Origin of the sequence: Acidovorax sp. SDU_ACID1 (assembly GCF_045291395.1) — a bacterium.
GTDB lineage: Bacteria > Pseudomonadota > Gammaproteobacteria > Burkholderiales > Burkholderiaceae_C > MR-S7.
On sequence record NZ_CP152342.1, the window covers coordinates 2665812 to 2691401 of the forward strand.

A 25590-nucleotide genomic window follows, 5' to 3' on the forward strand; every position below is an offset into this window, starting at 1 on the left:
AAATCAGACTGCCGCGTCGTCCAGGTCACCGGTGCGGATGCGCACCACGCGCTGCACGGCGGTGACGAAGATCTTGCCGTCGCCGATCTTGCCGGTGCGTGCGGCACCCACGATGGCGTCCACGCAGCGGTCCACGTCCTCGCCGCGCACCACCACCTCGATCTTCACCTTGGGCAGGAAGTCCACCACGTACTCGGCTCCCCGGTAGAGCTCGGTGTGGCCCTTCTGGCGCCCGAAGCCCTTCACTTCCGTCACCGTCAGCCCCGTCACGCCGCACTCGGCCAATGCCTCGCGGACTTCCTCGAGTTTGAAGGGCTTGATGACGGCGGTGATCATTTGCATGGCGGAAACTCCTGGTGGCTGTGCGGTGGGTGCGGAACGGGCACGGGCGGAGGCGCCCGGTCAGGCCCGGAAGCGGTTCGTGATGGGGTAGCGCCAGTCCTTGCCGAAGCTGCGGCGGGTGACGCGCACTCCCACGGCGGCCTGGCGGCGCTTGTATTCGTTGATCTTGATGAGGCGGGTGACACGCTCCACGTCGGCCCGGTCGAAACCTGCGCGGACGATGTCTTCGATGGGAGCGTCATTTTCCATGTAACGCTCGATGATGGCATCGAGCACCTCATAAGGCGGCAGGCTGTCCTGGTCTTTCTGGTCCTCGCGCAGTTCGGCGCTGGGCGGGCGCGTGATGATGCGCTCGGGGATCGGGTCGGCCCCCGTGCCGTACGGATCGTGCGCGTTGCGCCAGCGCGCGAGCGCGAAGACGCGCGTCTTGAGCACGTCCTTGATGACCGCGAAGCCCCCGGCCATGTCGCCGTACAGCGTGCAGTAGCCCGTCGCCATCTCGCTCTTGTTGCCGGTGGTGAGCACCACGGCGCCGAACTTGTTGGACAGCGCCATGAGCAGCGTGCCGCGGATGCGCGCCTGCAGGTTTTCCTCCGTCGTGTCTTCGGATCGGCCGACGAACAGCGGCGCCAGCGCGGCCTTGAACGCCTCGAACTGCGGGGCGATGGCGATCTCGTCGTAGCGCACGCCCACGCGGGCGGCCATGTCGCGCGCATCGATCCAACTGATGTCGGCCGTGTAGGGCGAGGGCATCATCACCGTGCGCACCTTGTCCGCGCCCAGCGCGTCCACCGCGACCGCCAGCACCAGCGCCGAGTCGATGCCGCCCGACAGCCCCAGCAGCACGCCCGGGAAGCCGTTCTTGCCCACGTAGTCGCGCACGCCCAGCACCAGCGCGTGCCACAGCTCGGCGTCCGCATCATCGTGGGGTAACACTTTCGCTTCTATTTTGATAGCTGTTTGCGCTTGCTGTACAAGCGCCAGGGCCATATTTTCCTTGAAACCCGGGGCGCGCAGCGCCACCGCGCCGTCCGCCTGCAGGGCGAAGGAGCGGCCCTCGAACACCACCTCGTCCTGCCCGCCCACCAGGTGGGCGTAGAACAGCGGCAGGCCGGTCTCGCGCACGCGCTCGCGCATCACCTCCTCGCGCTCGCGCGCCTTGCCCATGTGGTAGGGCGAGGCGTTGATCGTCAGCAGCATCTGCGCGCCCGCGTCGGCCGCGCGGCGTGCGGGGCCGGGGAACCAGGCATCCTCGCAGATCAAGAGGCCCATGCGCACGCCCTCGACCTCGAAGACGCAGGTGTCCTGGCCGCGCACGAAGTAGCGCTGCTCATCGAAGACCTCGTAGTTGGGCAGTTCCTGCTTGGCATAGGTGCACTCCACGCGCCCGCCGCGCAGCACGCTGGCGGCGTTGTGGACGCGCCCGTGCCCGCCTGCATTGGCGCCCATGGCCCGCTGCGGATGGCCGACCACCACCGCCAGCCCCGGCCACTGCGCGGTGGCCTGCGCCACCTCGGCCAGCGCCTGCTCGCAGGCCGCCAGGAAGGCCGGGCGCAGGTACAGGTCTTCGGCCGCGTAGCCGCACAGCGCCAGCTCCGGCGTGAGCAGCAGGCGCGCGCCGGCGGCATGGGCCTCGCGCGCGGCGCCGATGATTCGCTGGGCATTGCCCGGCACGTCGCCCACCACGAAGTTGAGCTGGGCGATGCTGATGACGAATGGCATAGGGAGGGAGGGAAAGGAGTCGAGGGAATTATGTCATTCGTACCTCCGCCTCCCATGCGAAAGCCGCGCCTGTGGCAGGATGGCCGGGCGCAGCCGCTCCTATCGCATGCACTCCTCTGCCCCTCTTACCGCCCCCTACGACCTGCGCGTGTCCGACGCCCTGCCCGCCGCGGACGCCGCCGCGTGGGACGCGCTGCTGCAGGCCCAGTCCCAGCCCACGCCCTTCATGCGCCACGCCTATCTCGCGGCGCTGCAGGCCAGCGGCAGTGCCGTGCCCGCCACGGGCTGGACGCCGCTGTGGTTCACCCTCTGGCAGGGCGGTGCGCTGCATGCCGCCTGCGTGCTCTACCTCAAGCCCCACTCGCGGGGCGAATACGTCTTCGACTGGGCCTGGGCCGACGCCTATGCGCGCCACGGCCTGCCCTACTACCCCAAGGCCGTGGTGGCCGTGCCTTTCACCCCCGTGCCGGGCACGCGTCTGCTGGCGCGCGACGCAGCGGCACGCCTGGCGCTGCTGCGCACCCTGGTGGACTGGTGCGACGCCCAGGCGCTGTCGTCGCTGCACCTGCTGTTCACCGCACCCGAGGACGTGCAGGCCGCGCGCGAGGCCGGGCTGATGCTGCGCCACGGCGTACAATTCCACTGGAACAACGCCGCACCGCCATCTGCCGGCACGGCGGAGCGGCCCTTGCGCGACTTCGACGATTTCCTCGCCACCCTTTCGCACGACAAGCGCAAGAAGATCCGCCAGGAACGCCGCCGCGTGGCGGACGCCGGCGTGCATTTCCGCGCGCTGCGCGGCGCCGAGATCACGGCGCGCGACTGGGACTTCTTCTACCGCTGCTACGAGCGCACCTACGCCGAGCACGGCAACCCGCCCTACCTCACGCGCGACTTCTTCACCCGCATGGCCACCCACATGCCCGAGGCATGGGTGCTGTTCGTGGCCGAGCGCGGCGGGCGCCCCATTGCTAGCAGCCTGATAGCTGTCAGCGCCTGCCCCGTAAGCGCTGCAGGCTCAAAACACCCTCAACCTCTGGTGGCCTATGGCCGGTACTGGGGCGCGCTGGAACGCGTGGACTGCCTGCATTTCGAGGCCTGCTACTACCAGCCCCTGGCGTGGTGCATCGCCCATGGCGTGCAGCGCTTCGAGGGCGGTGCCCAGGGCGAGCACAAGATGGCCCGCGCCCTGCTGCCGGTGCAGACCACCAGCGCGCACTGGCTGGCACATCCGGCCTTCGCCGAAGCCGTGGACCGTTTCCTGGAGCGCGAGAGCGAGGGCGTCGCGCACTACCTCGACGAGCTGCACACGCGCAGCCCGTTCAGGCAGGGCTGAGCCGGCGGCCTGTCAGAAGCTTTCCCAATCGTCGTCCTGCGCTGCGACGGCAACCGGCTTGGCCAGCGCCGCCGACTTGGCGGCGGGCGGCGGGCTCTTGCGCAGGACCGGCTTGGGCGGTGCGGCCTGAGGCTTCGGTGCAGGCGCCACCGCGCGCGGCGGCTGCGGCACGGAACGTGGCGCGGCGATGGCCTGCGGCTGCTTGCCGATGCGGAACACCGCCACGGCGTCCACGAGCTGCGCCGCCTGCGCCTTGAGGCTGCCTGCGGCAGCCGCGCTCTGCTCCACCAGCGCCGCGTTCTGCTGCGTGGCCTGGTCCATCTGCGTGATGGCCTCGCCCACCTGGGCCACGCCGCTGCTCTGCTCGCTGCTGGCCGCACTGATCTCGCCCATGATGTCCGTCACGCGGCGAATGGAGTTGACCACCTCGGTCATGGTCGTGCCCGCCTTGTCCACCAGCTGCGAGCCCTGTTCCACGCGCTCTACGCTGGCCGTGATGAGCTGCTTGATCTCCTTGGCGGCTTCCGCACTGCGCTGCGCCAGGCTGCGCACCTCGCCGGCCACCACCGCGAAGCCCCGGCCCTGCTCGCCCGCGCGCGCCGCCTCCACGGCAGCGTTGAGCGCCAGGATGTTGGTCTGGAAGGCGATGCCGTCGATCACGCCGATGATGTCGGCGATCTTGCGGCTGGAATCATTGATGCCGCGCATGGTGTCCACCACCTGGCTGACCACCTCGCCGCCCTGCACGGCGACGGTGCTGGCGCTCATGGCGAGCTGGTTGGCCTGGCGGGCGTTGTCGGCGTTCTGGCGCACGGTGGCGCCCAACTGCTCCATGGAGGCGGCGGTCTCTTCCAGGGCGCTGGCCTGGCTTTCGGTGCGGGCCGACAGGTCGTGGTTGCCCTGGGCGATCTCGGCGCTGGCCGTCGCTACGCCTTCGGCATTGCTGCGCACGCCGGAAACCACGCTGGCCAGGTTGTGCTGCATGTCGCGCAGGGCCTGCGTGAGCTGGCCCATCTCGTCCTTGGAGCGCACCGCCAGCTCCACCGTTAGATTGCCCTGGGCGATCTCGCTGGCCGCCCGCACGGCCTGGGCCACGGGCGCCGTGATGAGCCGCGTGATCCACACGCCCAGCGCCACCGCCACGGCGATGGCCGCCGCCAGCACACCGAGCATGGTGCCGCGGGCCATTCCGAACGCCCGCTGGGAATCTTCATACGCCTCGGTGGAGCCCGCGGCATTGATCTTGGAGAGCTTGCCGATGGTTTCGGCCATGCCCACGAAGGCCTGCTGCGAGCCCTGGTAGAGCAACTGGCCGGCGTCGGCCTGGCGCGACTCGCCCTGGGCCACCAGTTCCTGCAGTTGCGCCTGGGTACGCAGGTACGCGGCGCGGTGCGTCTTGAATTCCTCGAACGCGGCCGCCTCGGCCGGGGTCACCAGCGGGGCGTAGCGCTGCTCCAACTCGCCCAGCATGGCAGCGACGGCCGTCGCGTCCTTGCTCAGCCGCGCCTTCTCGGCCGGGTCGGGGCTCAGCACCATGCCGATCTCGCTGGCGCGCAGCCGGTTGGCCGTGGCCCGCATATCGCCCAGCGCCTGCACGCTGGGCAGCCAGTTGGTGGCGACATCGCGCGTGTCGTCGTTGATCTGCCCCATCTGCACGATGGCCAGGACGCCCAGCAATACGTTGAGGAGCACCATGGCGGCGAAGGCCAGGCCCAGCTTCGCCCCGATGCGCAGATTGGAAAACGCCATGTGATGCTCCCTCCGGGCAGCCCCGCCTCAGGCGGTGGCGACGGTCTTGACCAATCCCATTTCAGCACTGCTCAGCAGCGATTCGATGTCCACCACGATCAGCATGCGCTCGCCCACCGTCGCGATGCCGCGCACGAACGAGGCATCCATCTGCCCCTGGAACTGGGGCGCGGGCTTGATGGCATCGGCCGGCAGTGCCACCACGTCGGCCACCGCATCCACCACTGCACCGAGCACCGTGCCACCCACATTGAGGATGATGACCACGGTGAAATCGGTGTACTCGGCTTCGGCGCAGTGCAGCTTCAAGCGCAGGTCCACGATGGGCACGATGACACCGCGCAGGTCGATCACGCCCTTGATGAATTCCGGCGCATGGGCCATGCGGGTGGGCTGCTCATAGGAGCGGATTTCCTGCACGCGCAGGATGTCGATTCCGTACTCCTCCTGCCCCAGGCGGAAAGTCAGGTATTCCGCGGCGCTGGCGGTGGCGCCGGTGGAAGAACGCTGGGCGGGTGCAGACAACATGGTGGCTCCTTGACACAAATAGGCTGCGGCCCGCAACGATGGAATACGGCCTGCGGCACCGCGGATTCCGCCAGCATAACAGCCCGAAGTTACTGATGCTGACAATTTCAGCGCATGCGGGAAAGTCCGCGTGGCCGCCTTCCATTCCCCTGGCGCGAGCCCGACAAATAAGAACCATTCTCGCCTTCTGTATCATGCCGCGCATTCCAGTCACAGGAGGCCGCAAGCCCTATGTCCAAACCCTTGAAATCACTGCTGGCCGCATGCCTGCTCGCCGCGGCAGGCGCTGCAGCCGCGCAGGAACAGGTGGTGAACCTGTATTCCGCCCGCCACTACGCCACCGACGAAGCGCTGTACAGCGGCTTCACCAAGGCCACGGGCATCAAGATCAACCGCGTGGACGCAGACGATGCAGGCATCATGGCCCGGCTCAAGGCCGAAGGCACGGCCTCTCCCGCCGACGTGATCCTGCTGGTCGATGCCGCGCGCCTGTACCGCGGCGAAGCCGATGGCCTGTTCCAGGCCGTCCGCTCCCAGGTGCTGGAAAGCGCCATTCCCGCCAACCTGCGCGCCACGCCCGCGGCGGACGGCGGCATCGCCTGGTTCGGCCTGTCCACCCGCGCCCGCGTGATCGTCTACAACAAGGCGAAAGTGAACAAGGACGACGTGGACACCTACCAGGAACTGGGCGATCCCAAGAACAAGGGCAAGGTCTGCATCCGATCGGGCTCCCATCCCTACAACCTGAGCCTGTTCGGCTCGGTGATGGAGCACCTGGGCGAGCAGAAGGCGGAAGCCTGGCTCAAGGGCATCGTGGACAACCTCGCACGCCCGCCCAAGGGAGGCGACACCGACCAGATCAAGGCCGTGGCCGCGGGCGAATGCGACATCGCCGTCACCAACAGCTACTACCTGGCCCGGCTGATGCGCTCCGACAAGCCGGAGGACAAGGCCGTGGTCGAGAAGGTGTCCGTGGTCTTCCCCAACCAGGAATCCTGGGGCACACACATGAACATCGCGGGCGGCGCCGTCGCCCGCCATGCGAAGAACCGCGCCAATGCCATCAAGTTCCTGGAATACTTGGCCAGCCCCGAGGCGCAGAACTACTTCGCCAACGGCAACAACGAATGGCCCGCCGCCAAGGGCGTCGACCCGGGCAACCCCGCGCTGAAGGCCATGACCGATGGCAAGCCCTTCAAGAGCGAGACCATCCCGATCGGCGCCGTGGGTGCGAACACCACCAAGGTGCAGCAGATGCTGGACCGCGTCGGCTTCCGCTGAGAGCCACGCCCCCTTCTCCAAGACAACCCGGCATGGCCGGGTTTTCTTTCCGCTCCCGTCGGGCGGGTGCGGACGGCTGCGCCATAATTGACGTTAACGTCAACGTCACTCTCATCACAGGAGACAACACATGGAAATCAAGGGCAAGGTCTTCATCGTCACGGGCGGCGCCTCGGGCCTCGGGGAAGGCGCCGCGCGCATGCTGGCTGGCGAAGGCGCCAAGGTGGTCATCGCCGACATGCAGGCGGACAAGGGCGAAGCCGTCGCGCGCGACATCGGCGGCGCTTTCGTGCGTTGCGACGTGAGCAGTGAGGCCGATGGCCAGGCCGTGGTCGCCCAGGCCGTGTCCCTGGGCAAGCTCGCGGGCCTCGTGAACTGCGCCGGCATCGCCCCGGCCGAGAAGACCGTGGGCAAGAACGGCGCGCACAGCCTGGCTGTGTTCAGCAAGACCATCACGGTCAACCTCGTGGGCAGCTTCAACATGATCCGCCTGGCCGCCGAGGCCATGGCCAAGAACGAACCCGAAGCCACGGGCGAGCGCGGCGTGCTGATCTCCACGGCCAGCGTGGCCGCCTACGACGGCCAGATCGGCCAGGCGGCCTATTCCGCGTCCAAGGGCGGCGTGGTGGGCATGACCCTGCCCATCGCGCGCGACCTGGCGCGCAGCGGCATCCGCAACATGACCATCGCTCCCGGCATCTTCGGCACGCCCATGCTGTTCGGCATGCCGCAGGAAGTGCAGGACGCGCTCGCTGCCGGCGTGCCCTTCCCCAGCCGCCTCGGCACGCCGCAGGACTACGCCAAGCTGGTGCGGCACATCATCGAGAACGACATGCTCAACGGCGAGGTGATCCGCCTCGACGGTGCCATCCGCCTGGCACCAAAGTAAAAGCCTGTCAGTCGAAGGGAGGCGGCAGCCCGGGGCGCGTCGCGCTGTCGATGATCGCCTCCCACGACTTGCCAGACGCTCGCAGGAATTCGATCGAGGGGCCGAACTCGTTTCCGTAGACCTGGAGCGTCCGCTCATAGATGCGGCTGCGGTAGGGCTCGGGCGTCAGTTCCTTGAAGTGGGAGGCCAGCCGTATGCGCTCCGCGTGCAAGTTGCGCGCGATGGCCTCGGCAGCCAATCCTTCGCGCTGCATTGCGTGCGCTCGCTCGCGCAATTCGCGCACGGCTTGCTCGTAGCGGGAACGCAGATTCATGGATTGCACGATTTCGAACGCAAAAAAGCCACCTGAAGGTGGCTTTTTCAATCAATGGCGGAGTGGACGGGACTCGAACCCGCGACCCCCGGCGTGACAGGCCGGTATTCTAACCAACTGAACTACCACTCCGCGTGGTGTGACTTTCGCTCCTTGCGGAACCAAGTGCCACAAAACTTGGCGACCCTACGGGGATTCGAACCCCGGTACTCACCGTGAAAGGGTGATGTCCTAGGCCTCTAGACGATAGGGTCAAAACCTAGAAACTGCAAACCGACAATCTTGGTGGAGGTAAGCGGGATCGAACCGCTGACCTCTTGCATGCCATGCAAGCGCTCTCCCAGCTGAGCTATACCCCCAAGAGATGGCGGAGTGGACGGGACTCGAACCCGCGACCCCCGGCGTGACAGGCCGGTATTCTAACCAACTGAACTACCACTCCGCGTCGGTGTGACTTTCGCTCCTTTCGGAGCCAAGTGCCACAAAACTTGGCGACCCTACGGGGATTCGAACCCCGGTACTCACCGTGAAAGGGTGATGTCCTAGGCCTCTAGACGATAGGGTCAAAACCTAGATTGTTTCAGGTGGTGGAGGTAAGCGGGATCGAACCGCTGACCTCTTGCATGCCATGCAAGCGCTCTCCCAGCTGAGCTATACCCCCGTTGATTCCGGCGTTTATTTGCATAATCGTCGTCATCACCTGAGCCTCAAATTATAGACAGGTTTTTAGCGGTTTTTCAATCTTGCCAGGATTTTTTCGCGACCGAGCAGCTCGAGCACTGCATCCACTGATGGCGTGTGCGCCGTGCCCGTGGTGAGCACGCGCACGGGCATGGCGAGCTGCGGCATCTTGGCGCCCTGCGCCTTCAGCACTTCCTTGATGGCGGCGGCGATGGCTTCCTTGTTCCACTCCACGTTGCCGATGGCGGCAGCGAAGGCATCGAGCAGCGGCGCGGCGGCCTCGGTGACGTGCTTGGCGTAGTCGTCGTCGTTGCGCTCCACGGCGTCCACATAGAAGACGCGCACCCAATTCGCCAGATCGACCAGCGTTTCGCAGCGGTCCTTGAACAGCGCGCAGATGCGCGGCAGGCGCTCGTCGGTCGCCACGTCCGCGAGGAAGGGGTGAGCATGCCGGCGAGCTGCGCGTCGTCCATGGCCTTGAGGTGCTGGGCGTTGACCCAGCGCAGCTTGGCCTCGTCGAACTGGCCGGCGCTGCGGCCCAGGTGGTCGAGGTCGAACCATTCCAGGAACTGCGCGCGGCCGAAGATCTCGTCGTCGCCGTGGCTCCAGCCCAGGCGGGCGAGGTAGTTGACCATGGCGTCGGGCAGATAGCCCTCGTCTCGGTACTGCGTCACGGCCTTGGCGCCGTTGCGCTTGCTCATTTTCTCGCCCTGCTCGTTGAGCACGGTGGGCAGGTGGGCGAAGACAGGCACCTGGGCGCCCAGCGCCTCGAAGATGTGGATCTGGCGCGGGGTGTTGTTGACATGGTCGTCGCCGCGGATGACGTGGGTGATGGCCATGTCCATGTCGTCCACGCAGACGCAGAAGTTGTACGTAGGCGTGCCGTCGGGGCGGGCGATCACCAGGTCGTCAAGCTCGCTGTTCTGGAACTCGATGCGGCCTTTGCACTTGTCGTCCCAGCCGACGACGCCGTCCTTGGGCGTCTTGAAGCGCAGCACGGGCTTCACGCCTTCGGGGATGGGGGGCAGCTGCTTGCCGGGTTCGGGGCGCCAGGTGCCGTCGTAGCGGGGCTTTTCCTTGGCTGCCATCTGGCGCTCGCGCAGGGCGTCGAGTTCTTCCACGCTCATGTAGCAGGGATAGACGTGGCCGGAGGCCTGCAATTGCGCCAGCACTTCCTTGTAGCGGTCCATGCGCTGCATCTGGTAGTACGGACCTTCGTCGTGGTCGAGCTGCAGCCAGGCCATGCCCTCCAGGATGACGTCGACCGAGGCCTGCGTGGAGCGCTCCAGGTCGGTGTCCTCGATGCGCAGGATGAAGTCGCCGCCGGTGGCGCGCGCGAAGGCCCACGGGTACAGGGCCGAGCGGATGTTGCCCAGGTGGATGAAGCCCGTGGGGGACGGGGCGAAACGGGTACGTACTTTCGTCATTTGCTCAAGCTCGTCACAGGCCGCGAAGGCCGCGCAATAGATCGTCCTGGATGTCTTCGGGATGCTCCAGCCCCACGGCCAGCCGGATGACGCCCTGGCTGATGCCCGCGGCCTGCCGCTGCGCTTCGGTCAGGCGGCCGTGCGAGGTGGTCGCCGGGTGGCTGATGATGGTCTTGGTGTCGCCCAGGTTGGTGGCGAGCGAGAGCAGACGGCAGCTGTCGAGCACGTGGAACGCCTTGGCGCGCGCGGCCTCGAGCGTATCGCCGGCCAGCTCGAAGGCCACCACGCCGCCGCCCAGCCCGCCCTGCTGGCGCATGGCCAGCTCATGCTGCGGGTGCGACGGCAGGCCGGGGTAGAACACGCGCGCCACCTGGGGCTGGGCTTCGAGCCAGCGGGCGATGGCCAGGGTGTTCTCGCAGTGCGCCTTCACGCGCACGCTGAGGGTTTCGAGTCCCTTGAGCACCACCCAGGCATTGAAGGGCGACAGCACCATGCCCGCCGTGCGCACCACGGGCGCGAACTTCTCGGTGACGAGCTGGCTGCTGGCGCACAGCGCGCCGGCCATGACGCGGCCCTGTCCGTCCAGGTACTTAGTGCCGGAGTGCATGACGATGTCCGCACCCAGCGCCAGGGGCTTTTGCAGGATGGGTGTGGCGAAGGCGTTGTCCACCGCCAGCAGGGCACCGGCCTTGCGGGCGATGTCGGCCAGGGCGGCGATGTCGCAGACTTCGGTGAGCGGGTTGGTGGGCGTTTCGGCGAACAGCAGCCGGGTGTTGGGGCGCACGGCGGCGCGCCATTCCTGAACGTCGGTCTGCGAGCAGAACGTGGTTTCCACGCCGAACTTGCCGAACTCCTTGGCGAACAGGTTGAGTGTGGAGCCGAACATGGAGCGCGACAGGACGACGTGGTCGCCCGCCTTGAGCAGGCCCATGATCATCAGCAGGATGGCCGCCATGCCGCTGGCCGTGCCGATGGCGGCCTCGGCCCCTTCGAGCGCGGCCAGGCGCTGCTCGAAACTGGTGACGGTGGGATTGGACGTGCGCGCGTAGGTGTAGCCCTCGCCGCTGGCGAAGCGCTCGGCCGACGTGGCGGCGTCCGGCTGCACGAAGCCCGTGGTGAGGTACATCGTCTCGGAGTTTTCGCCGTACTGGCTGGGCGCCACGGCGGCGCGGATGGCGAGCGTCTCGGGGCGCAGGCCGGGGGGAAGGTTGCTCACGATGGGGTTCCTCGTTTGAAGAAAACAGGAGCTGCTTGCGCTCATTAGGCAATGGTTTCAGGCACTTTTCATGCTGAAATCCTTGTACAGCAAGCGCGAGCAGCTCACATTTTTAAGTTCTAGGCTTCCTGCGCATTCGGCAGCGACAGGCGCGAGGTGTCGTCGCCCTCTTCCTCGCCGCCCCGCTGGCGGCCCTCGTTGAGCGCCGTCACCTCCTCGTCGGAGATGTCGCCGGTGATGTAGACACCGTCGAAGCACGAGGCCTCGAAGCCCTCCACGCGCGGGTTGATCTTGCCCACGGCCTGCTTCATGGCCTGCACGTCCTGGTAGATCAGCGCGTCGGCGCCGATCACCTGGCGGATCTCTTCCACCGTGCGGCCGTGCGCCACCAGCTCGCCGCGCGTGGGCATGTCGATGCCGTAGACGTTGGGGTGGCGCACCGGCGGCGCGGCCGATGCCAGGTAGACCTTCACCGCGCCCGCGTCGCGCGCCATCTGCACGATCTCCTTGGACGTGGTGCCGCGCACGATGGAGTCGTCCACCAGCAGCACGCGGCGGCCCTTGAACTCGCTGCCGATGGCATTGAGCTTCTGGCGCACGGATTTCTTGCGCACGCCCTGCCCCGGCATGATGAAGGTGCGGCCCACGTAGCGGTTCTTCACGAACCCTTCGCGGTACGGGATGCCCAGCAGCTGCGCGAGCTGCATGGCGCTGGGGCGGCTGGACTCGGGGATGGGGATGATGGCGTCGATCTCGCCCGGCGGCACGGTGGAGATCACCCGCTTGGCCAGCGTCTCGCCCATGTTCAGGCGCGCCTGGTAGACGGAGATGCCGTCCATCACCGAATCGGGGCGGGCCAGATAGACGTATTCGAACACGCAGGGGTTGAGCCGCGGCGTCTCGGCGCACTGCTGCGTCTCGACGCGGCCGTCCGTGTGCACGAACACCGCCTCGCCCGGGGCGATGTCGCGCTCCAGACGGTGCAGCGTGCCCTCCAGCGCCACGGACTCGCTGGCCAGCATCACCGTGCCGTCGGCTCCCTTGCCCATGCACAGCGGGCGGATGCCGAACGGGTCGCGGAAGGCCAGCAGGCCGTAGCCCGCGATCAGCGCGATCACCGCGTACGAGCCCTTGATGCGCTTGTGCACCGCGCGCACGGCGGCGAACACGTCCTCCGAGCGCAGCGGCGCGCCGCTGCTGGCGCGGGCCAGCTCGTGCGCCAGCACGTTGAGCAGCACCTCGGAGTCGCTCTCGGTATTGGTGTGGCGGTGGTCGGTGTCGGCCAGCTCGCGGCGCAGTTGCTTGGCGTTGGTAAGGTTGCCGTTGTGCACCATCACGATGCCGAAGGGCGCATTCACGTAGAAGGGCTGCGCCTCTTCCTCGCTCGACGCGTTGCCCGCCGTGGGATAGCGCACCTGGCCCAGGCCCATCGGGCCCGGCAGCGCACGCATGTTGCGCGTGCGGAACACGTCGCGCACCATGCCCTTGGCCTTGTGCATGAAGAACTTGCGGCCGTCCTGGGTGACGATGCCCGCGGCGTCCTGCCCCCGGTGCTGCAGCAGCAGCAAGGCGTCATAGATCAGCTGATTGACGGGGCTGGCGCTGACCACGCCGACGATTCCACACATAGTTGCAGTTCCATTCGATGGGCGGGAGCCTCCCGCCAACATGCCATCACGAAGGCAGATGCCTTCCCAATTCCTCGGGCAGGGCGGGCGCGAGCCCCTTGAGCGCCGCTTCCAACAGCGGCGCACCCTGCGATTGTCTCCACCACGGCGCCTGCGCCACCGGCGTCCAGCCGGCCACCAGCGCCACGGCCAGCAGCAGCACCACGCCGCGCAGCACTCCGAACAGCGCGCCCAGCGCGCGGTCGGCGGGGCGCAGCCCCACGGCCTCGACCAGCTTCTTAGTCACCCAGGCCAGCAGCCCGCAGGCGAACACCGCGGCGACGAAGACCACCGCGAAGCCCGCCACGTGGCGCCAGGTGGCGTCCGCCTCGCCCATGGGCAGCAGCGCCCCCATGTCATCGGCGAACCACTGCGCCGCGAAGAACGCCGCCACCCAGCCCGCCAGCGACAGCAGCTCGAACACCAGTCCGCGCCATGCGCCGATCAGCAGCGATGCGGCGAGCACCACCACGAAGATCCAGTCCAGCGCCGCCATGGGCCGTCATCCGCCGCTGGCGCGGTTCACAGCGCCAGCACCGCGCCCGCCAGGCCGGCACCCTTGACGCGCTCGGCCGCCTTGTCGGCCTCCGCGCGGCTGCCGAACGGGCCCACGCGCACGCGGGTGCGCTTGCCGTCCTTGGTGTCCACCACCTGCGTATAGGTCTTGAGGCCCGAGCGCTCCAGCTTGTCGCGCACCTCGCGCGCCTTGTCGGCATCGGCGAACGCGCCCACCTGCACGATGAAGCGGCCCGGATCGCCCGCATCGGGCTTGGCGGCGGCCGTGGCGGACCGCCCCTCCAGCAGTGCGCGGGCGCGCTCCGCGTCGTCCGTGCGCGCGGGCTTGGGCTCCACCTTGGGCTCGGGCTTGGGAGGCTGCTTGGGCTCCTGCCGGGGTTCGGGCTTCGGCTCGGGTTTAGGCTCAGGCTTCGGTGCGGGCGCAGCCGACGGCTTGGGTTCGGAAGCACGCGGGGGCGCCGGCTGCGGCGCGGGCGTGCTGCGCGGGCTGCTGGCGACCACCTCCTCGCCCGCGTCCAGGCCGGCGCCCGCCGGTTCGGCCGGGGTGGCCGGCGCGGCGGTGCCGGGGTGCGGCACCACCAGGGGAGCCACCTTGTTGCGGTCGGGAATGTCGATGGCCACGTTCACCGGGATGGGGCGTGGCTGCGTATCGAACAGCAGCGGGAAGCCCACCACGCCGGCCAGCACCAGCACGGCGGCGCCGATGAGGCGATGGCGTGCGCGCCGGCGCATCTCTTCGATGCTTTCGGCCTGGGAGGAGGTGCGGGAACGCTTGGCGGGCTTGCCGTTGTCGCCCTGGGGCGCTTGCTTGCCGGGCCAACGAAACTTGAAAAATGCCATGGACAGGGGACTCGCTATGCGCCCAGATGTTTGGCCTGCAGGCGGGGCACCCCGTTTTCGAGCACGCCGCCCACCGTGTAGAACGAGCCAAAGACCACGATTCTATCAGCCGGGTCCGCTGCCTCCACGGCCGCGGCCAGCGCCTTCTGCGGGCTGGCGTGCAGGCTGGTGGCGACGGGCCGGCGCCCGCCCGCGACCATCTGCAGCGCGTTCCATTTCTGCTGCAGGCTGGCCGCGCTTTCCGCGCGCGGCGTGGGCAGGTCGGTGAAGTACCAGCGGTCGATCAGCGGCCCGACCTTGGCGAGCATGGGAGCGAGGTCCTTGTCGGCCATGGCGCCGAAGACGGCGTGCGTGGTCGGGAAGTAGCCCATTGCATCGAGGTTGGCGGTGAGCGCCGCCACCGAGTGCGGGTTGTGCGCCACGTCCAGCACCAGCGTGGGCTGGCCCGGCACGATCTGGAAGCGCCCCGGCAGTTCCACCAGCGCCAGGCCCGCACGCACCGCCTGCGCGGTGATGGGCAGGCGCTCGCGCAATGCCTCGAACGCGGCGAGCACGCCCGAGGCGTTGACGAGCTGGTTGGCCCCGCGCAGCGCCGGATACGCCAGCCCCGCGTAGCGCCGCCCGCGTCCGGCCCAGGCCCACTGCTGCTTGTCGCCGGAGAAGTTGAAGTCCTGCCCGAAGCGCCACAGGTCGGCGCCGATCTCGCGCGCATGGTCGATCACGCTCTGCGGCGGTACGGGGTCGCTCACCACCACCGGGCGGCCCGTGCGCATGATGCCGGACTTCTCGCGGCCGATGGTCTCGCGGTCGGTGCCGAGGAACTCGACGTGGTCGATGTCCACGCTGGTGATGATGGCGCAGTCGGTGTCGATGACGTTGGTCGCGTCCAGGCGGCCGCCCAGGCCCACCTCCAGGATCGCCACGTCCAGCCGCGACTGGCTCATCAGCCGCAGGATGGCCAGCGTGGTGAATTCGAAATAGCTCAGCGAGACTTCGTCGCCATTCTGGGTCCTGGCGCTTTCCACCGCTGCGAAGTGCACTACCAGGTCCGCAGCGGCGACGGTCTCGCCGTGGATGCGACAGCGCTCCTCGAAATGCACCAGGTGCGGCGAGGTGTAGACACCCGTGCGGTAGCCCGCCTGCAGCGCCACGGCCTCCAGCATGGCGCAGGTGGAACCCTTGCCGTTGGTGCCCGCCACGGTGATCACGGGGCAGCCGAAGGCCAGGCCCATGCGGCGCGCGACCTCGCCCACGCGGGCCAGGCCCATGTCGATGTTCTTGGGGTGCAGCCGCTCGCAGTGGGCGAGCCAGCCTTCCAGGGTCTGGGGGAGGGATTGCATAGAGCGCAGAATTGTCGCCCATGAACATTTCCACCATCACCCTGTACGGCATCCCCAATTGCGACACCGTGAAGAAGGCCCGCGCCTGGCTCTCGGAGCGCGGCGCACCCGTCCAGTTCCACGACTTCAAGAAGCAGGGCGTGCCCGCCGAGCGCCTGCCCGCCTGGATGGCCGCCGTGGGCTGGGAGAAACTGCTCAACCGCCAGGGCACGACCTGGCGCAAGCTCGACCCTGCCGTGCAGGCCCGCGCGCAGGATGCCGCCAGCGCTGCGGCGCTGATGGTGGAGCACGCGTCCGTCATCAAGCGCCCCGTGGTCGAATGGGGCGACGGCGCCGTCACCGTGGGCTTCGACGCCGATGCGTGGAACGAACGGCTGGCCGGAGCCTCCAAATAAAGGCATACGACTCTTTACGCAGATTTACGGGCCGGCCCCGGCGCATTCATGCGCGGACCTGAAACTTATTCCCGGCTTGGCGCGTTGTATGCCAACCGAAAGGAGCCGATTTCCGCCATGAACAAAACCCTCGTTTTCACCGCCCTGGCCGCCACTGCGCTGGCGGCCCAGGCACAGCAGGAACAGGGGCGCGTGCTGTCCGCCACGCCCATCACGCAGCAGGTGGCGATTCCCCAGCAGGTGTGCGGCAATGAAACCGTCTACAGCGGCGCGCGGCCCACCACGGGTGCGGGCGCCGTGCTGGGCGCCATCGCCGGCGGCGCGGCGGGCAATGCCATCGGCGGCGGCAGCGGCCGCGCGGCGGCCACGGCGCTGGGCGTGGTCGGCGGCGCACTGCTGGGCAACCAGGTCGAAGGCGGCCGCCCCGGCTACCAGAACGTGCAGCGCTGCACCACGGAAACCTATTACGACAACCGCGTGGTCGGCTACGACGTGGTGTACGAATACGCCGGCCGGCAGTACACGACCCGCACGCAAAGCGACCCGGGCCACTGGATCCCCCTGTCCGTGCAGCCCGCGGTGCAGGCCCCGCCCCCGGCCACCTACTCCTCGTACGGCGACAGCGGCTACCCGCAGCCCGGCGTGGTGGTGTCCACCCAGCCCGGCCCGCCCGCCTATGTGTCGCAACCGCCCGTCACCGTGATCGAGTACCGCGACGCCTACGGCTACCCGTACCGTCCGCCGCGCCACCCGCACTACTGGCGTTAACCACGCGCCCACCCCGCCACGAAGGAGCCCCCAGGGCTCCTTTTTTCACGCCATAGAATTGCGGGTTTGTCCTTTCAGCCCATTGCCCCATCCATGACCACCGAGAAAATCGACGGCGTCTCCGTCACCACCCAGGCCAACGTGTATTTCGACGGCAAGTGCGTGAGCCACGGCATCACCTACCCCGACGGCACCCGGAAGTCGGTGGGCGTGGTGCTGCCCGCGACGCTGACCTTCGGCACGGGCGCGCCCGAGGTCATGGAATGCGTGGGCGGCTCGTGCGAATACAAGCTCGCCGGCAGCGATGCCTGGGTCCAATCCGGCCCCGGCGACCAGTTCAGCGTGCCCGGCAACTCGAAGTTCGACATCCGCGTCACCGACGCCTACCACTACATCTGCCACTACGGCTGATCCGCACCATGGCCACCATCCTGCAAAACCTGCCCAAGGGGCAAAAAGTCGGCATCGCCTTCTCGGGCGGCCTCGACACCAGCGCCGCGCTGCGCTGGATGAAGAACAAGGGCGCCCTGCCCTACGCCTATACCGCCAACCTGGGCCAGCCCGACGAGCCCGACTACGACGCCATCCCCGCCAAGGCGATGGAATACGGCGCCGAGAAGGCTCGCCTGATCGACTGCCGCACGCAGCTCGCCCACGAAGGCATCGCCGCGCTGCAGGCCGGCGCCTTCCACGTGCGCACCGCTGGCGCCACCTACTTCAACACCACCCCGCTGGGCCGCGCCGTCACCGGCACCATGCTCGTGGCCGCGATGAAGGAGGACGACGTCCACATCTGGGGCGACGGCTCCACCTTCAAGGGCAACGACATCGAGCGCTTCTACCGCTACGGCCTGCTGACCAACCCCTCGCTCAAGATCTACAAGCCCTGGCTGGACCAGCTGTTCATCGACGAACTGGGCGGCCGCGCCGAGATGTCGGCCTTCATGACCAAGGAAGGCTTCGGCTACAAGATGAGCGCCGAGAAGGCCTACAGCACCGACAGCAACATGCTCGGCGCCACGCACGAGGCCAAGGACCTGGAGTTCCTCAACAGCGGCATCCGCATCGTGAACCCCATCATGGGCGTGGCGTTCTGGAAGGACGACGTGCCAGTGAAGGCCGAGGAAGTCTCCGTGCGCTTCGAGGAAGGCCAGCCCGTGGCCCTGAACGGCGTGGAGTTCAGCGACCCGGTGGAATTGTTCCTCGAAGCCAACCGCATCGGCGGCCGCCACGGCCTGGGCATGTGCGACCAGATCGAGAACCGCATCATCGAGGCCAAGAGCCGCGGCATCTACGAGGCCCCCGGCCTCGCGCTGCTGCACATCGCCTACGAGCGCCTGGTCAGCGGCATCCACAACGAGGACACCATCGAGCAGTACCGCATGAACGGCCTCAAGCTGGGCCGCCTGCTCTACCAGGGCCGCTGGTTCGACCCCCAGGCCATCATGCTGCGCGAAACCGCCCAGCGCTGGGTGGCCCGCGCCATCACCGGCACCGTGGTGCTGGAACTGCGCCGGGGCAATGACTACTCGATCCTGAACACCGACAGCCCCAACCTGACCTACGCCCCCGAGCGCCTGTCGATGGAGAAGGTGGAAGACGCGCCGTTCAGCCCGCTCGATCGCATCGGCCAGCTCACCATGCGCAACCTCGACATCGTGGACACGCGCGGCAAGCTGGGCGTGTACTCCAAGGCCGGGCTGCTGTCGCTGGGCGGCAATGCGGCGCTGGCGCAGCTGGAAGACGGCTCCGCCAAGAAATAATCAGAGCCTAATCGGCCTCCAGCGCTTGATAGACAGGCGCTGGCAGCTATCAAAACAAAAGCAGCCGCTCACCCCGGCTGCTTTTTTTGGCCATGCCCATGGCCGCCAGCCATCCCGACGGATGACCAGGGCGTGGCCGCGCGCAGGCGGGTGGGCACGGCGGTGAATTCCTTTAGTGGGGTCATTGACTCATTTTTTGATAGCTGCTTGCGCCTGTCCATCAAGCGCTAGAGGGCTTTTTTCCTCTTGATCCAGGCCACACCCGCCAGCAGCACGGCCAGCCACGGCACGGCCCGCTGCGACAGCGCGGGAATGGCCTGCGCGCCTGCGGGCGGCACCGGCGCTGCGGGGGTGCTGGCGCTGGTGGCGGCCGATGGCGCGCTGGCCTGCGCGCCGTTGCTCGCCACCACGGTGAAGCTGTAGGCCGTGCCGGGCGCCAGGCCCGCCACGTCGCAGGTGAGCGCGCCCGTGGTGGTGCAGCCCAGGCCGCCAGGACTGGCGGTGACGGTGTAGTCGGTGATGGGACTGCCGCCGCTGCTGGCGGGCGCCATCCAAGTGATGCGCATGGCGGTGGGGCCGAGCGGCGTGGCCATGGCGGACGTGGGTGCGCCCGGCGGCGCCGCCAGCACCGCGAAGGCGTGCGCCACGGGCGCGGCGGGCAGCGTGGCCGCGTCGCCCGGCTGCGTGGCGGTGATGGTGCAGTTGCCCGCACCGGTGTAGCTGGCCACGCCCAGGCTGACGGTGCAGTCGCCCGACGCCGCATACGCCACCGGCAGGCCGGAACTGGCCGTGGCCCCCAGCGTGAGCGTGGTGCCAAAAGACTGCGCGCCGGGGTCGTTGAAGGTGATGGTCTGCGCGCGCTGCGGCGTGGCGGAGGCGGACGGAGGCGACGCTGCGCCGTCACCCATCGCATTGCTGGCGGCCACGGTGAAGGTGTAGGTCGTGCCATTGGCCAAGCCCGTCACGGTGCAGGTGGTGGCCGTGACGGGCACGGGCGTGCAGGTGCCGCCCGGCGCGCCGGTCACGGTGTAGCTGGTGATGGGGCTGCCGCCGTCGGCCGGGGCCGCCCACGCCAGGGTCACCTGCTCGTCGCCCGCCGTGGCGGTCGGCGCAGCGGGCACATCGGGCGCCGCGGCCAGGTAGAGCATGGCGGTGTGCTGCGCCAGCGATGCCGAGCCGTTGCCGTAGCCGCCCTGCGCGGGCCCCTGCGCGCGCACCCACAGGCGCTGGCCCTGGGGCAGCGCCAGGCCGTCCAGCGCCCAGCCGCCCGGGGTGCCGGTGATGCGCGCGGCGGCGCCCAGGTCGGTCCAGGCGGCGTCGGGCGCGTTTTCGGTGGTGGCGTAGGCAAAGCGCGCGTGCGCCAGCTCGGGCGCGGCGCCGCTGCGCAGCCAGCGCAGGCCGTCGCGCGTGGCGGTGGCGCGCAGGGTTTGCAGCGGCGCGGCGGGCATGGACACGCGGGCGATGCCGTTGCGCGGCTGGCCGTTGAATTGGGTGAACGCGCCGCCCGCCGCCAGGTTGCCGCCGGGCAGCAGGGCCAGGGCGTAGACGACCTGGTTGGCGCCCAGGCCGGTGGGAAGGAAGGTGCCCGCCCCGTCCAGCATGGCGATGCCGCGCGCGGGGTTGCCGTTGATGGTGTAGAACTCGCCGCCCACGGCGATCTTGCCGTCTCCCTGCAGGAGGATGCTCCACACGGGGCCGTCGGTATTGACGTTGAAGCTGTCCGGCGTGCCGTCGGGCATCAGCCGCGCCAGGTAGTTGCGCGGCTGCGCGCCGATCTGGGTGAAGAAGCCGCCCACGATAACTTTGCCGTCCGCCTGCACGGCCAGCGAGGCCACATGAAAGCCGTTGGGCGCGGGGTCGAATCCGGCGTCCACGCTGCCGTCATCGTGCAGACGGGCGATGTGGTTGCGCGCCTGCGCGCCGACGTGGTCGAAATACCCTCCCACCAGCAGCTTGCCGTCGGCTTGCACGGCCAGGGCCTGCACGGCGTTGCTGGCGCCGGGGTTCCAGTCCATGCGCAGGCTGCCGTCGGGTGCCAGGCGCGCGAGGCGGTTGCGCGGCGTGCCGTTCCAGGTTTGAAACGACCCGCCCACAACGATGTCGCCGCCGGGCAGCAGCGCCAGTGCATAGACAGAGCCATCGGGGCCCGTGCCCACCTGGGCGGCAAAGGCGGCATCCACCGTGACGTCGGCATGCAGGCGGGCGATGGAAGGGCCGGGGTCGTTGAAGTTGCCCGCCACCAACGCGTGGCCGCCGGGCTGCACGGCCAGGGCGTACACCGTGCCGTCGGCGGTGCGGGTGTACGCGGCATCCGCCGATCCGTCGGCGTTCAGGCGCGCCAGGCGGCCCGTGAAATTGCCGCCCATCAGCAGCTTGCCGTCGGCCTGCGCGGCCAGGGCCAGCACGGTGTTGTCGGCGCTAGCGGGCTGGGTGGCGTCCAGCGTGCCGTCGGGGTGCAGGCGGGCCATGCGGTTGCGCGGCTGGCCGTTGACGCTGGTGAAGGTGCCGCCCAGCACGATCTGCCCGCTGGCGTCCACGGCCAGGCTTTGGACGATGCCGGTGGTGGTGGCGCTGAACGTAGCGTCGGGCGTGCCGCCGGCATGGAGCCGCGCCAGCAAGGACTGGCCGCCGAACACCACCTTGCCGTCCGCCTGCACCGCCACGGTGTGCACGCTGGTGCTGGCGCTGGCGGCAAAGCCCGCATCCAGGCTGCCATCAGCGTTAAGCCGCGCGATGCGGCTGCGCGGCTGGCCGCCCAGGGTGGTGAATTCGCCGCCCGCCACCACCGCGCCGTCGGCCTGCACGGCCAGGGCGCGCACCACGCCGTTGGCGTCTTGCGGGGCAAAGCTGGCGTCCAGCGTGCCATCGGCGTTCAGCCGCGCCAGGTTGGCGCGCGGCTGGCCGCCCACGTGCGTGAAGTTGCCGCCCACCATGACTTTGCCGCCGGGCAGCACGGCCAGCGCCAGCACCTGGGGCGTGCCGCTGGCGTGGCTGATGGCGGGGTTCTTGAAGGTGGCGTCCAGCGCGCCGCTGGCGTTCAAACGCCCCAGCGCGGCGCGCGGCGCGCCTTGCAGGGACGTGAACACGCCGCCCGCGAGGATCTTGCCGTCCGGCTGCACCGCCAGGGCCAGAACGTAGGCCGTCCCGCTGCTGTTCATGACGATGGGGGCAAAGCCTGCGTCCAGCGCGCCGCTGGCATCGATGCGCGACAGGCCGTAGCGCACATTGCTGTTCACCTGGCCGTAGCTGCCGCCCACCAGCAGCTTGCCGTCGGCCTGCGCGGCCAGCGCCCGGACGGGGGCGTTGGGGGAGCGGGCCATGCTCGCGTCCAGCGCGCCGCCCGGGCCCAGCCGGGCCAGGTACTGGCGCGCGGTGCCGCCCACTGTGGTGAACCCGCCGCCCAGCCCGATTTGCCCGCCCGGCAGGATGGCCACGGCGTACACCTGGGCATTCACGTCAGGGTCGAAGCCGTAATCAAGGTTTTGCGCGTGGGCAGCGGACAGCGCCAGCAAGGCCAGCAAGGCGCCCGGCAGCAGGCGCCGAAGCAAGGTGGAAACACGAAGCAAAGTCATGCGGCGTTTGTAGAATGCGCCGCTCAGGAGGTGATAGGTTTGGCGTCTCAACCTGCGCAGGGCACCTTTGATTCAGCGTCTCCGCTGGACATCGTCGCGCGCCATGCCGACACGCGCCCCTGGGGCCAGATGTCCGTGCTGTCCACGCAGGCGCAGTCCGCGCGCCACGCCATGGCCTACTGGCGTGACGGCGTGCTGCGGCGCATCGAGCTGCTGGCGGCGCCCACGTCCGGCCCGCACCGGCGGCTGGAGGCGCGGCTGGTGCACGTGGTCGGCCCGCAGACCGACTTCGTGCAGCACACCTCCGACGCGGGCCACGCGCTGCGCGACGCCGCGCGCATCCGCCGCGACAGCTGCGACGACATCAGCATCACCCTGCTGGCCTCGGCCCAGCCCATCCAGTTGATCCACCGCGGCCGCCACGTGCTGCGCGGCGGCGATGTGTTCGTCATGGACTACGCGCAGCGCATGGAAACCATCCGCCCCGCGCACGACGACATCAGCCTGATCTGCTCGCGCCAGCGCGTGGAGCAGGCGCTGGGCGGCGATGCCTCTATCCTCGCGGGCCAGCGCCTGCCCCGGCGCGGGCTGGCCACGCTGCTGCGCTCGCACCTGCGGCTGCTGGGCGCGCAAATGCCGTGGCTCACCCCCGACCAGCGCGCCGCCGCCATCGGCGCGGCGGTGGACATGGCCCTGGCTGGGCTGCAGACGGAGCGCGGCCTGCGCCTGCACGAGGAGCAGTTGGCGGGCGGCCTGCACCAGGCCGCCCTGCTCGCCATCCGCCGCGATTGCCACGACCCCGACCTGGGACCCGAGCGCCTGGCAGCCGCCATCGGCTGCTCCCGGGCCACGCTGTACCGCGTGTTCGCGGCCCAGGGCGGCAGCGTGGCCGCCACCATCTGGGCCACCCGGCTGGAGATGGCCCACGCCCTGCTCGCCACCCGCACGCTGGCGCACCTGCACGTCGGCGAAGTGGCGCACCGCTGCGGCTTTGCCGACCAGCCCACCTTCAACCGCATGTTCAAGCGCCGCTACGGCATGACGCCGCTTGAGGCCAGGGATTTACATAAAATCAGCCTCTAGCGCTTATCTAGAAAGCGCAAGCAGCTATTAATAAGGGAGCAACTCATGAACGAACAACAACGCGTGGCCATCGTGGTCGCAGGCGGCAGCGGCATGGGCGCCGCCGCGGCGAGGAAGCTGCACGAAGCGGGCTTCGCCCTCGGCATCCTGTCGCCCTCCGGCAAGGGCGAGGCGCTGGCCCAGGAACTGGGCGGCGTGGGCGTGACCGGCTCCAACCAGAACGTGGCCGACCTGCAGCAGCTGGTGGACGCGGTGATGCAGCGCTGGGGCCGCATCGACGTGCTGGTCAACGGCGCGGGCCACGGCCCCAAGGGTAAGCTGCTGGAGATCAGCGACAAGGACTGGATCAAGGGCCTGGAGGTCTACTTCCTCAACGTGGTGCGCGCCACGCGGCTGGTGGCGCCCATCATGCAGCGCCAGGGCGGGGGCAGCATCGTCAACATTTCTTCCGCCTGGGCGTTCGAGCCGACGGCGCTGTTCCCCACCTCGGCCATGGCGCGCTCGGGGCTGGCGGCGTTCACCAAGATCTTCTGCGACGAGTACGGCCGCCACAACATACGCATGAACAACGTGCTGCCCGGCTGGATCGACAGCCTGCCGCAAACCGAGGAGCGGCGCCAGTCGGTGCCCCTGCAGCGCTACGGCAAGGCCGAGGAGATCGGCGCGACGGTGGCCTTTCTCGCCTCGGAAGGAGCGGCCTACATCACCGGGCAGAACATCCGCGTGGATGGCGGGCTCATGCGCAGCGTGTGAGCTGCCATTGCGCCCAGCCCCGGGCGCGCAGCTCGCAGGCCGGGCATGCGCCGCAGCCGTAACCCCAGGGGTACAGCTGCCCGCGCTCGCCGAGGTAGCAGGTGTGCGAATCGCGGCGGATCAGCTCCACCAGCGCATCGCCGCCCAGTTCGTGCGCCAACGCCCAGGTGGCCGCCTTGTCCAGCCACATCAGCGGCGTTTCCAGCGTCAGCGGGCGGTCTATCCCCAGGCTCAGCGCAACCTGCAGGGCCTTGAGGGTGTTGTCGCGGCAGTCGGGGTAGCCCGAGTAATCGGTCTGCGACATGCCGCCCACCAGCACATCCAGCCCGCGCCGGTAGGCCAGCGCGGCGGCGAGCGTGAAGAACAGCAGGTTGCGCCCCGGCACGAAGGTGTTTGGCAGGCCATCGGCCTGCATGGCGATGGCCACGTCGTCGGTCATGGCGCTCGTGCCCAGCTGGCCGAGCACGTCCACGGTCAGCAGGTGGTCGTCGCCCAGCTGCCCCGGCCACGCCATCCCCAGCAACCCCTCGCGCAGCCGGGCGCGGCAGTCCAGCTCGACGCGGTGGCGCTGGCCGTAGTCGAACCCCAGCGTCTCCACGTGCGCATAGCGCGACAGTGCCCAGGCGACGCAGGTTGCGGAGTCCTGCCCGCCGGAGAACAGGACCAGCGCGCGCCGGCTCATGCCGCCGCGGTCGCGGGCGGCGTGCGCATGGCGCGCACGATGGCCGCGAGCATCACGCCGTAGGCCGGCACGAAGAGCAGCAGGCTCACCGCGAGCTTGATGACGTAGTCGACCACGGCGATCTCGCCCCAGTTCGCGGCCATGAAGGCATCCTGGCTGCGCCAGAAGGCGATGGAGAAGAACGCGGCCGTGTCCAGCGCCTGCCCGAACACCGAGGCCGCCGCGGGCGCCAGCCACCAGGCGCGGCTTTGCTGGCGGATGCGGTCGAACACCTGGATGTCGAGCAACTGCCCCAGCACGTAGGCCGCGAAGCTGGCGAACGCGATGCGGAAGACGAAGGTGTTGAAGTCGCTCAAGGAGTCCCAGCCGTTGAAGCGCCCTTCGTGGAACAGCACGCCCACGACATAGGACGCCACCAGCGCCGGCAGCATGGCGCGCGTGATGACGCGCCGCGCGGGCTGCTTGCCGATCAGCCGCACCGTGAGGTCGGTCGCCAGGAAGATGAACGGGAAGCTGAACGCGCCCCAGGTGCTGTGGAAGCCCAGCAGGTTGATCGGCAACTGCACGAGGTAGTTGCTGGCGATGACGATGGCGATGTGGAACGCCACCAGGAGGGAGAGGTAGAGCGGCACGCGCGAGGGCGGCGCCTGAACGGGCGTCATGGCTGTCCTTTTTGAATGGAGCCTTTGCAGCACCTGGAGCGGAAAGCACGCGCTGCGGATCGGGA

22 protein-coding genes, 6 tRNA genes and 1 pseudogene are annotated in these 25590 nt (G+C 68.8%); 9 read left to right on the plus strand and 20 right to left on the minus strand.

Going from position 1 to position 25590, the window contains the following annotated elements; genetic code table 11:
• Positions 1–3: 3 nt before the first annotated feature.
• Both AAG689_RS13105 and AAG689_RS13110 read right to left on the minus strand, forming a co-directional pair.
• On the minus strand, positions 4–342 hold the full coding sequence (locus AAG689_RS13105) for a P-II family nitrogen regulator (RefSeq protein WP_020227719.1): 339 nt from the start codon (positions 340–342) through the stop codon (positions 4–6).
• 60 nt (positions 343–402) lie between these two features.
• A complete protein-coding gene (locus AAG689_RS13110; protein WP_406622425.1) occupies positions 403–2064 on the minus strand; it encodes an NAD+ synthase in 1662 nt (553 codons plus the stop codon).
• 106 nt (positions 2065–2170) lie between these two features.
• On the opposite strand from AAG689_RS13110, the gene AAG689_RS13115 reads away from it, so the two are divergent.
• Complete coding sequence (locus AAG689_RS13115) at positions 2171–3400, plus strand: GNAT family N-acetyltransferase (RefSeq protein WP_406622426.1); 1230 nt, start codon at positions 2171–2173, stop codon at positions 3398–3400.
• 12 nt (positions 3401–3412) lie between these two features.
• On the opposite strand, the gene AAG689_RS13120 is transcribed toward AAG689_RS13115, so the two are convergent.
• The gene (locus AAG689_RS13120; protein WP_406622427.1) at positions 3413–5149 is read right to left on the minus strand and encodes a methyl-accepting chemotaxis protein; all 1737 of its coding nucleotides are present in this window, start codon (positions 5147–5149) and stop codon (positions 3413–3415) included.
• A 27-nt stretch (positions 5150–5176) separates the two neighbouring features.
• Complete coding sequence (locus tag AAG689_RS13125) at positions 5177–5677, minus strand: chemotaxis protein CheW (protein ID WP_020227723.1); 501 nt, start codon at positions 5675–5677, stop codon at positions 5177–5179.
• A gap of 231 nt (positions 5678–5908) precedes the next feature.
• On the opposite strand from AAG689_RS13125, the gene AAG689_RS13130 reads away from it, so the two are divergent.
• Both AAG689_RS13130 and AAG689_RS13135 read left to right on the plus strand, forming a co-directional pair.
• Positions 5909–6958, plus strand: a complete 1050-nt coding sequence (locus tag AAG689_RS13130; protein ID WP_406622428.1) for an extracellular solute-binding protein — start codon at positions 5909–5911, stop codon at positions 6956–6958.
• Between the two features lie 130 nt (positions 6959–7088).
• Entirely contained in the window at positions 7089–7847 is a 759-nt protein-coding gene (locus AAG689_RS13135; protein WP_406622429.1) for a 3-hydroxyacyl-CoA dehydrogenase, read from the plus strand.
• 7 nt (positions 7848–7854) lie between these two features.
• On the opposite strand, the gene AAG689_RS13140 is transcribed toward AAG689_RS13135, so the two are convergent.
• The 13 genes and pseudogenes from AAG689_RS13140 to folC all read right to left on the minus strand — a co-directional run bounded on the left by AAG689_RS13140 (position 7855) and on the right by folC (position 15847).
• Positions 7855–8160: a cell wall-binding protein gene (locus AAG689_RS13140; RefSeq protein ID WP_406622430.1), complete on the minus strand. Its 306-nt coding sequence runs from the start codon at positions 8158–8160 to the stop codon at positions 7855–7857.
• Positions 8161–8215: 55 nt separating this feature from the next.
• Positions 8216–8292, minus strand: a tRNA-Asp gene (locus AAG689_RS13145).
• A gap of 46 nt (positions 8293–8338) precedes the next feature.
• A tRNA-Glu gene (locus AAG689_RS13150) sits at positions 8339–8414 on the minus strand.
• A gap of 29 nt (positions 8415–8443) precedes the next feature.
• Positions 8444–8519, minus strand: a tRNA-Ala gene (locus tag AAG689_RS13155).
• Positions 8520–8525: 6 nt separating this feature from the next.
• A tRNA-Asp gene (locus AAG689_RS13160) sits at positions 8526–8602 on the minus strand.
• 47 nt (positions 8603–8649) lie between these two features.
• Positions 8650–8725: transfer RNA gene (locus AAG689_RS13165), tRNA-Glu, on the minus strand.
• A 20-nt stretch (positions 8726–8745) separates the two neighbouring features.
• Positions 8746–8821 (minus strand) — tRNA-Ala (locus tag AAG689_RS13170).
• 65 nt (positions 8822–8886) lie between these two features.
• Positions 8887–10268, minus strand: a pseudogene (gltX, locus tag AAG689_RS13175) (glutamate--tRNA ligase).
• 13 nt (positions 10269–10281) lie between these two features.
• The gene (locus AAG689_RS13180) at positions 10282–11529 is read right to left on the minus strand and encodes an O-succinylhomoserine sulfhydrylase (RefSeq protein ID WP_406622431.1); all 1248 of its coding nucleotides are present in this window, start codon (positions 11527–11529) and stop codon (positions 10282–10284) included.
• Positions 11530–11603: 74 nt separating this feature from the next.
• Positions 11604–13112 (minus strand): amidophosphoribosyltransferase, encoded by a 1509-nt coding sequence (purF, locus tag AAG689_RS13185; protein WP_020230147.1) that lies wholly within the window; start codon positions 13110–13112, stop codon positions 11604–11606.
• 46 nt (positions 13113–13158) lie between these two features.
• Positions 13159–13647 carry a CvpA family protein gene (locus AAG689_RS13190; protein ID WP_020230148.1) on the minus strand — a complete coding sequence of 163 codons (489 nt, stop codon included), beginning with the start codon at positions 13645–13647 and terminating at the stop codon, positions 13159–13161.
• 26 nt (positions 13648–13673) lie between these two features.
• Positions 13674–14507 carry an SPOR domain-containing protein gene (locus tag AAG689_RS13195; RefSeq protein ID WP_406622432.1) on the minus strand — a complete coding sequence of 278 codons (834 nt, stop codon included), beginning with the start codon at positions 14505–14507 and terminating at the stop codon, positions 13674–13676.
• 14 nt (positions 14508–14521) lie between these two features.
• The gene (gene folC / locus AAG689_RS13200) at positions 14522–15847 is read right to left on the minus strand and encodes a bifunctional tetrahydrofolate synthase/dihydrofolate synthase (protein WP_406622433.1); all 1326 of its coding nucleotides are present in this window, start codon (positions 15845–15847) and stop codon (positions 14522–14524) included.
• Positions 15848–15867: 20 nt separating this feature from the next.
• On the opposite strand from folC, the gene AAG689_RS13205 reads away from it, so the two are divergent.
• From AAG689_RS13205 to argG, 4 genes are all read left to right on the plus strand, one after another.
• Positions 15868–16242, plus strand: a complete 375-nt coding sequence (locus tag AAG689_RS13205; RefSeq protein ID WP_406622434.1) for an ArsC family reductase — start codon at positions 15868–15870, stop codon at positions 16240–16242.
• 117 nt (positions 16243–16359) lie between these two features.
• Positions 16360–17010: a glycine zipper 2TM domain-containing protein gene (locus AAG689_RS13210; protein ID WP_406622435.1), complete on the plus strand. Its 651-nt coding sequence runs from the start codon at positions 16360–16362 to the stop codon at positions 17008–17010.
• Between the two features lie 93 nt (positions 17011–17103).
• Complete coding sequence (locus tag AAG689_RS13215; protein WP_406622436.1) at positions 17104–17421, plus strand: pyrimidine/purine nucleoside phosphorylase; 318 nt, start codon at positions 17104–17106, stop codon at positions 17419–17421.
• A gap of 8 nt (positions 17422–17429) precedes the next feature.
• The gene (argG, locus tag AAG689_RS13220) at positions 17430–18773 is read left to right on the plus strand and encodes an argininosuccinate synthase (RefSeq protein WP_406622438.1); all 1344 of its coding nucleotides are present in this window, start codon (positions 17430–17432) and stop codon (positions 18771–18773) included.
• Positions 18774–19000: 227 nt separating this feature from the next.
• Here the strand turns inward: argG and AAG689_RS13225 are convergent, their stop codons facing one another.
• On the minus strand, positions 19001–22345 hold the full coding sequence (locus AAG689_RS13225; protein ID WP_406622439.1) for a fibronectin type III domain-containing protein: 3345 nt from the start codon (positions 22343–22345) through the stop codon (positions 19001–19003).
• A gap of 39 nt (positions 22346–22384) precedes the next feature.
• Between AAG689_RS13225 and AAG689_RS13230 the strand changes: the two genes are divergently transcribed.
• Both AAG689_RS13230 and AAG689_RS13235 read left to right on the plus strand, forming a co-directional pair.
• Positions 22385–23428 carry a helix-turn-helix transcriptional regulator gene (locus tag AAG689_RS13230; RefSeq protein ID WP_406622440.1) on the plus strand — a complete coding sequence of 348 codons (1044 nt, stop codon included), beginning with the start codon at positions 22385–22387 and terminating at the stop codon, positions 23426–23428.
• 45 nt (positions 23429–23473) lie between these two features.
• Entirely contained in the window at positions 23474–24181 is a 708-nt protein-coding gene (locus AAG689_RS13235; RefSeq protein ID WP_406622441.1) for an SDR family oxidoreductase, read from the plus strand.
• Here the strand turns inward: AAG689_RS13235 and queC are convergent.
• Both queC and AAG689_RS13245 read right to left on the minus strand, forming a co-directional pair.
• Complete coding sequence (gene queC / locus AAG689_RS13240; RefSeq protein WP_406622442.1) at positions 24165–24863, minus strand: 7-cyano-7-deazaguanine synthase QueC; 699 nt, start codon at positions 24861–24863, stop codon at positions 24165–24167. The genes AAG689_RS13235 and queC overlap by 17 nt on opposite strands.
• Positions 24860–25525 (minus strand): 7-cyano-7-deazaguanine/7-aminomethyl-7-deazaguanine transporter, encoded by a 666-nt coding sequence (locus AAG689_RS13245; protein WP_406622443.1) that lies wholly within the window; start codon positions 25523–25525, stop codon positions 24860–24862. The genes queC and AAG689_RS13245 overlap by 4 nt, the downstream gene beginning before the upstream one ends.
• Between the last annotated feature and the right edge of the window lie 65 nt (positions 25526–25590).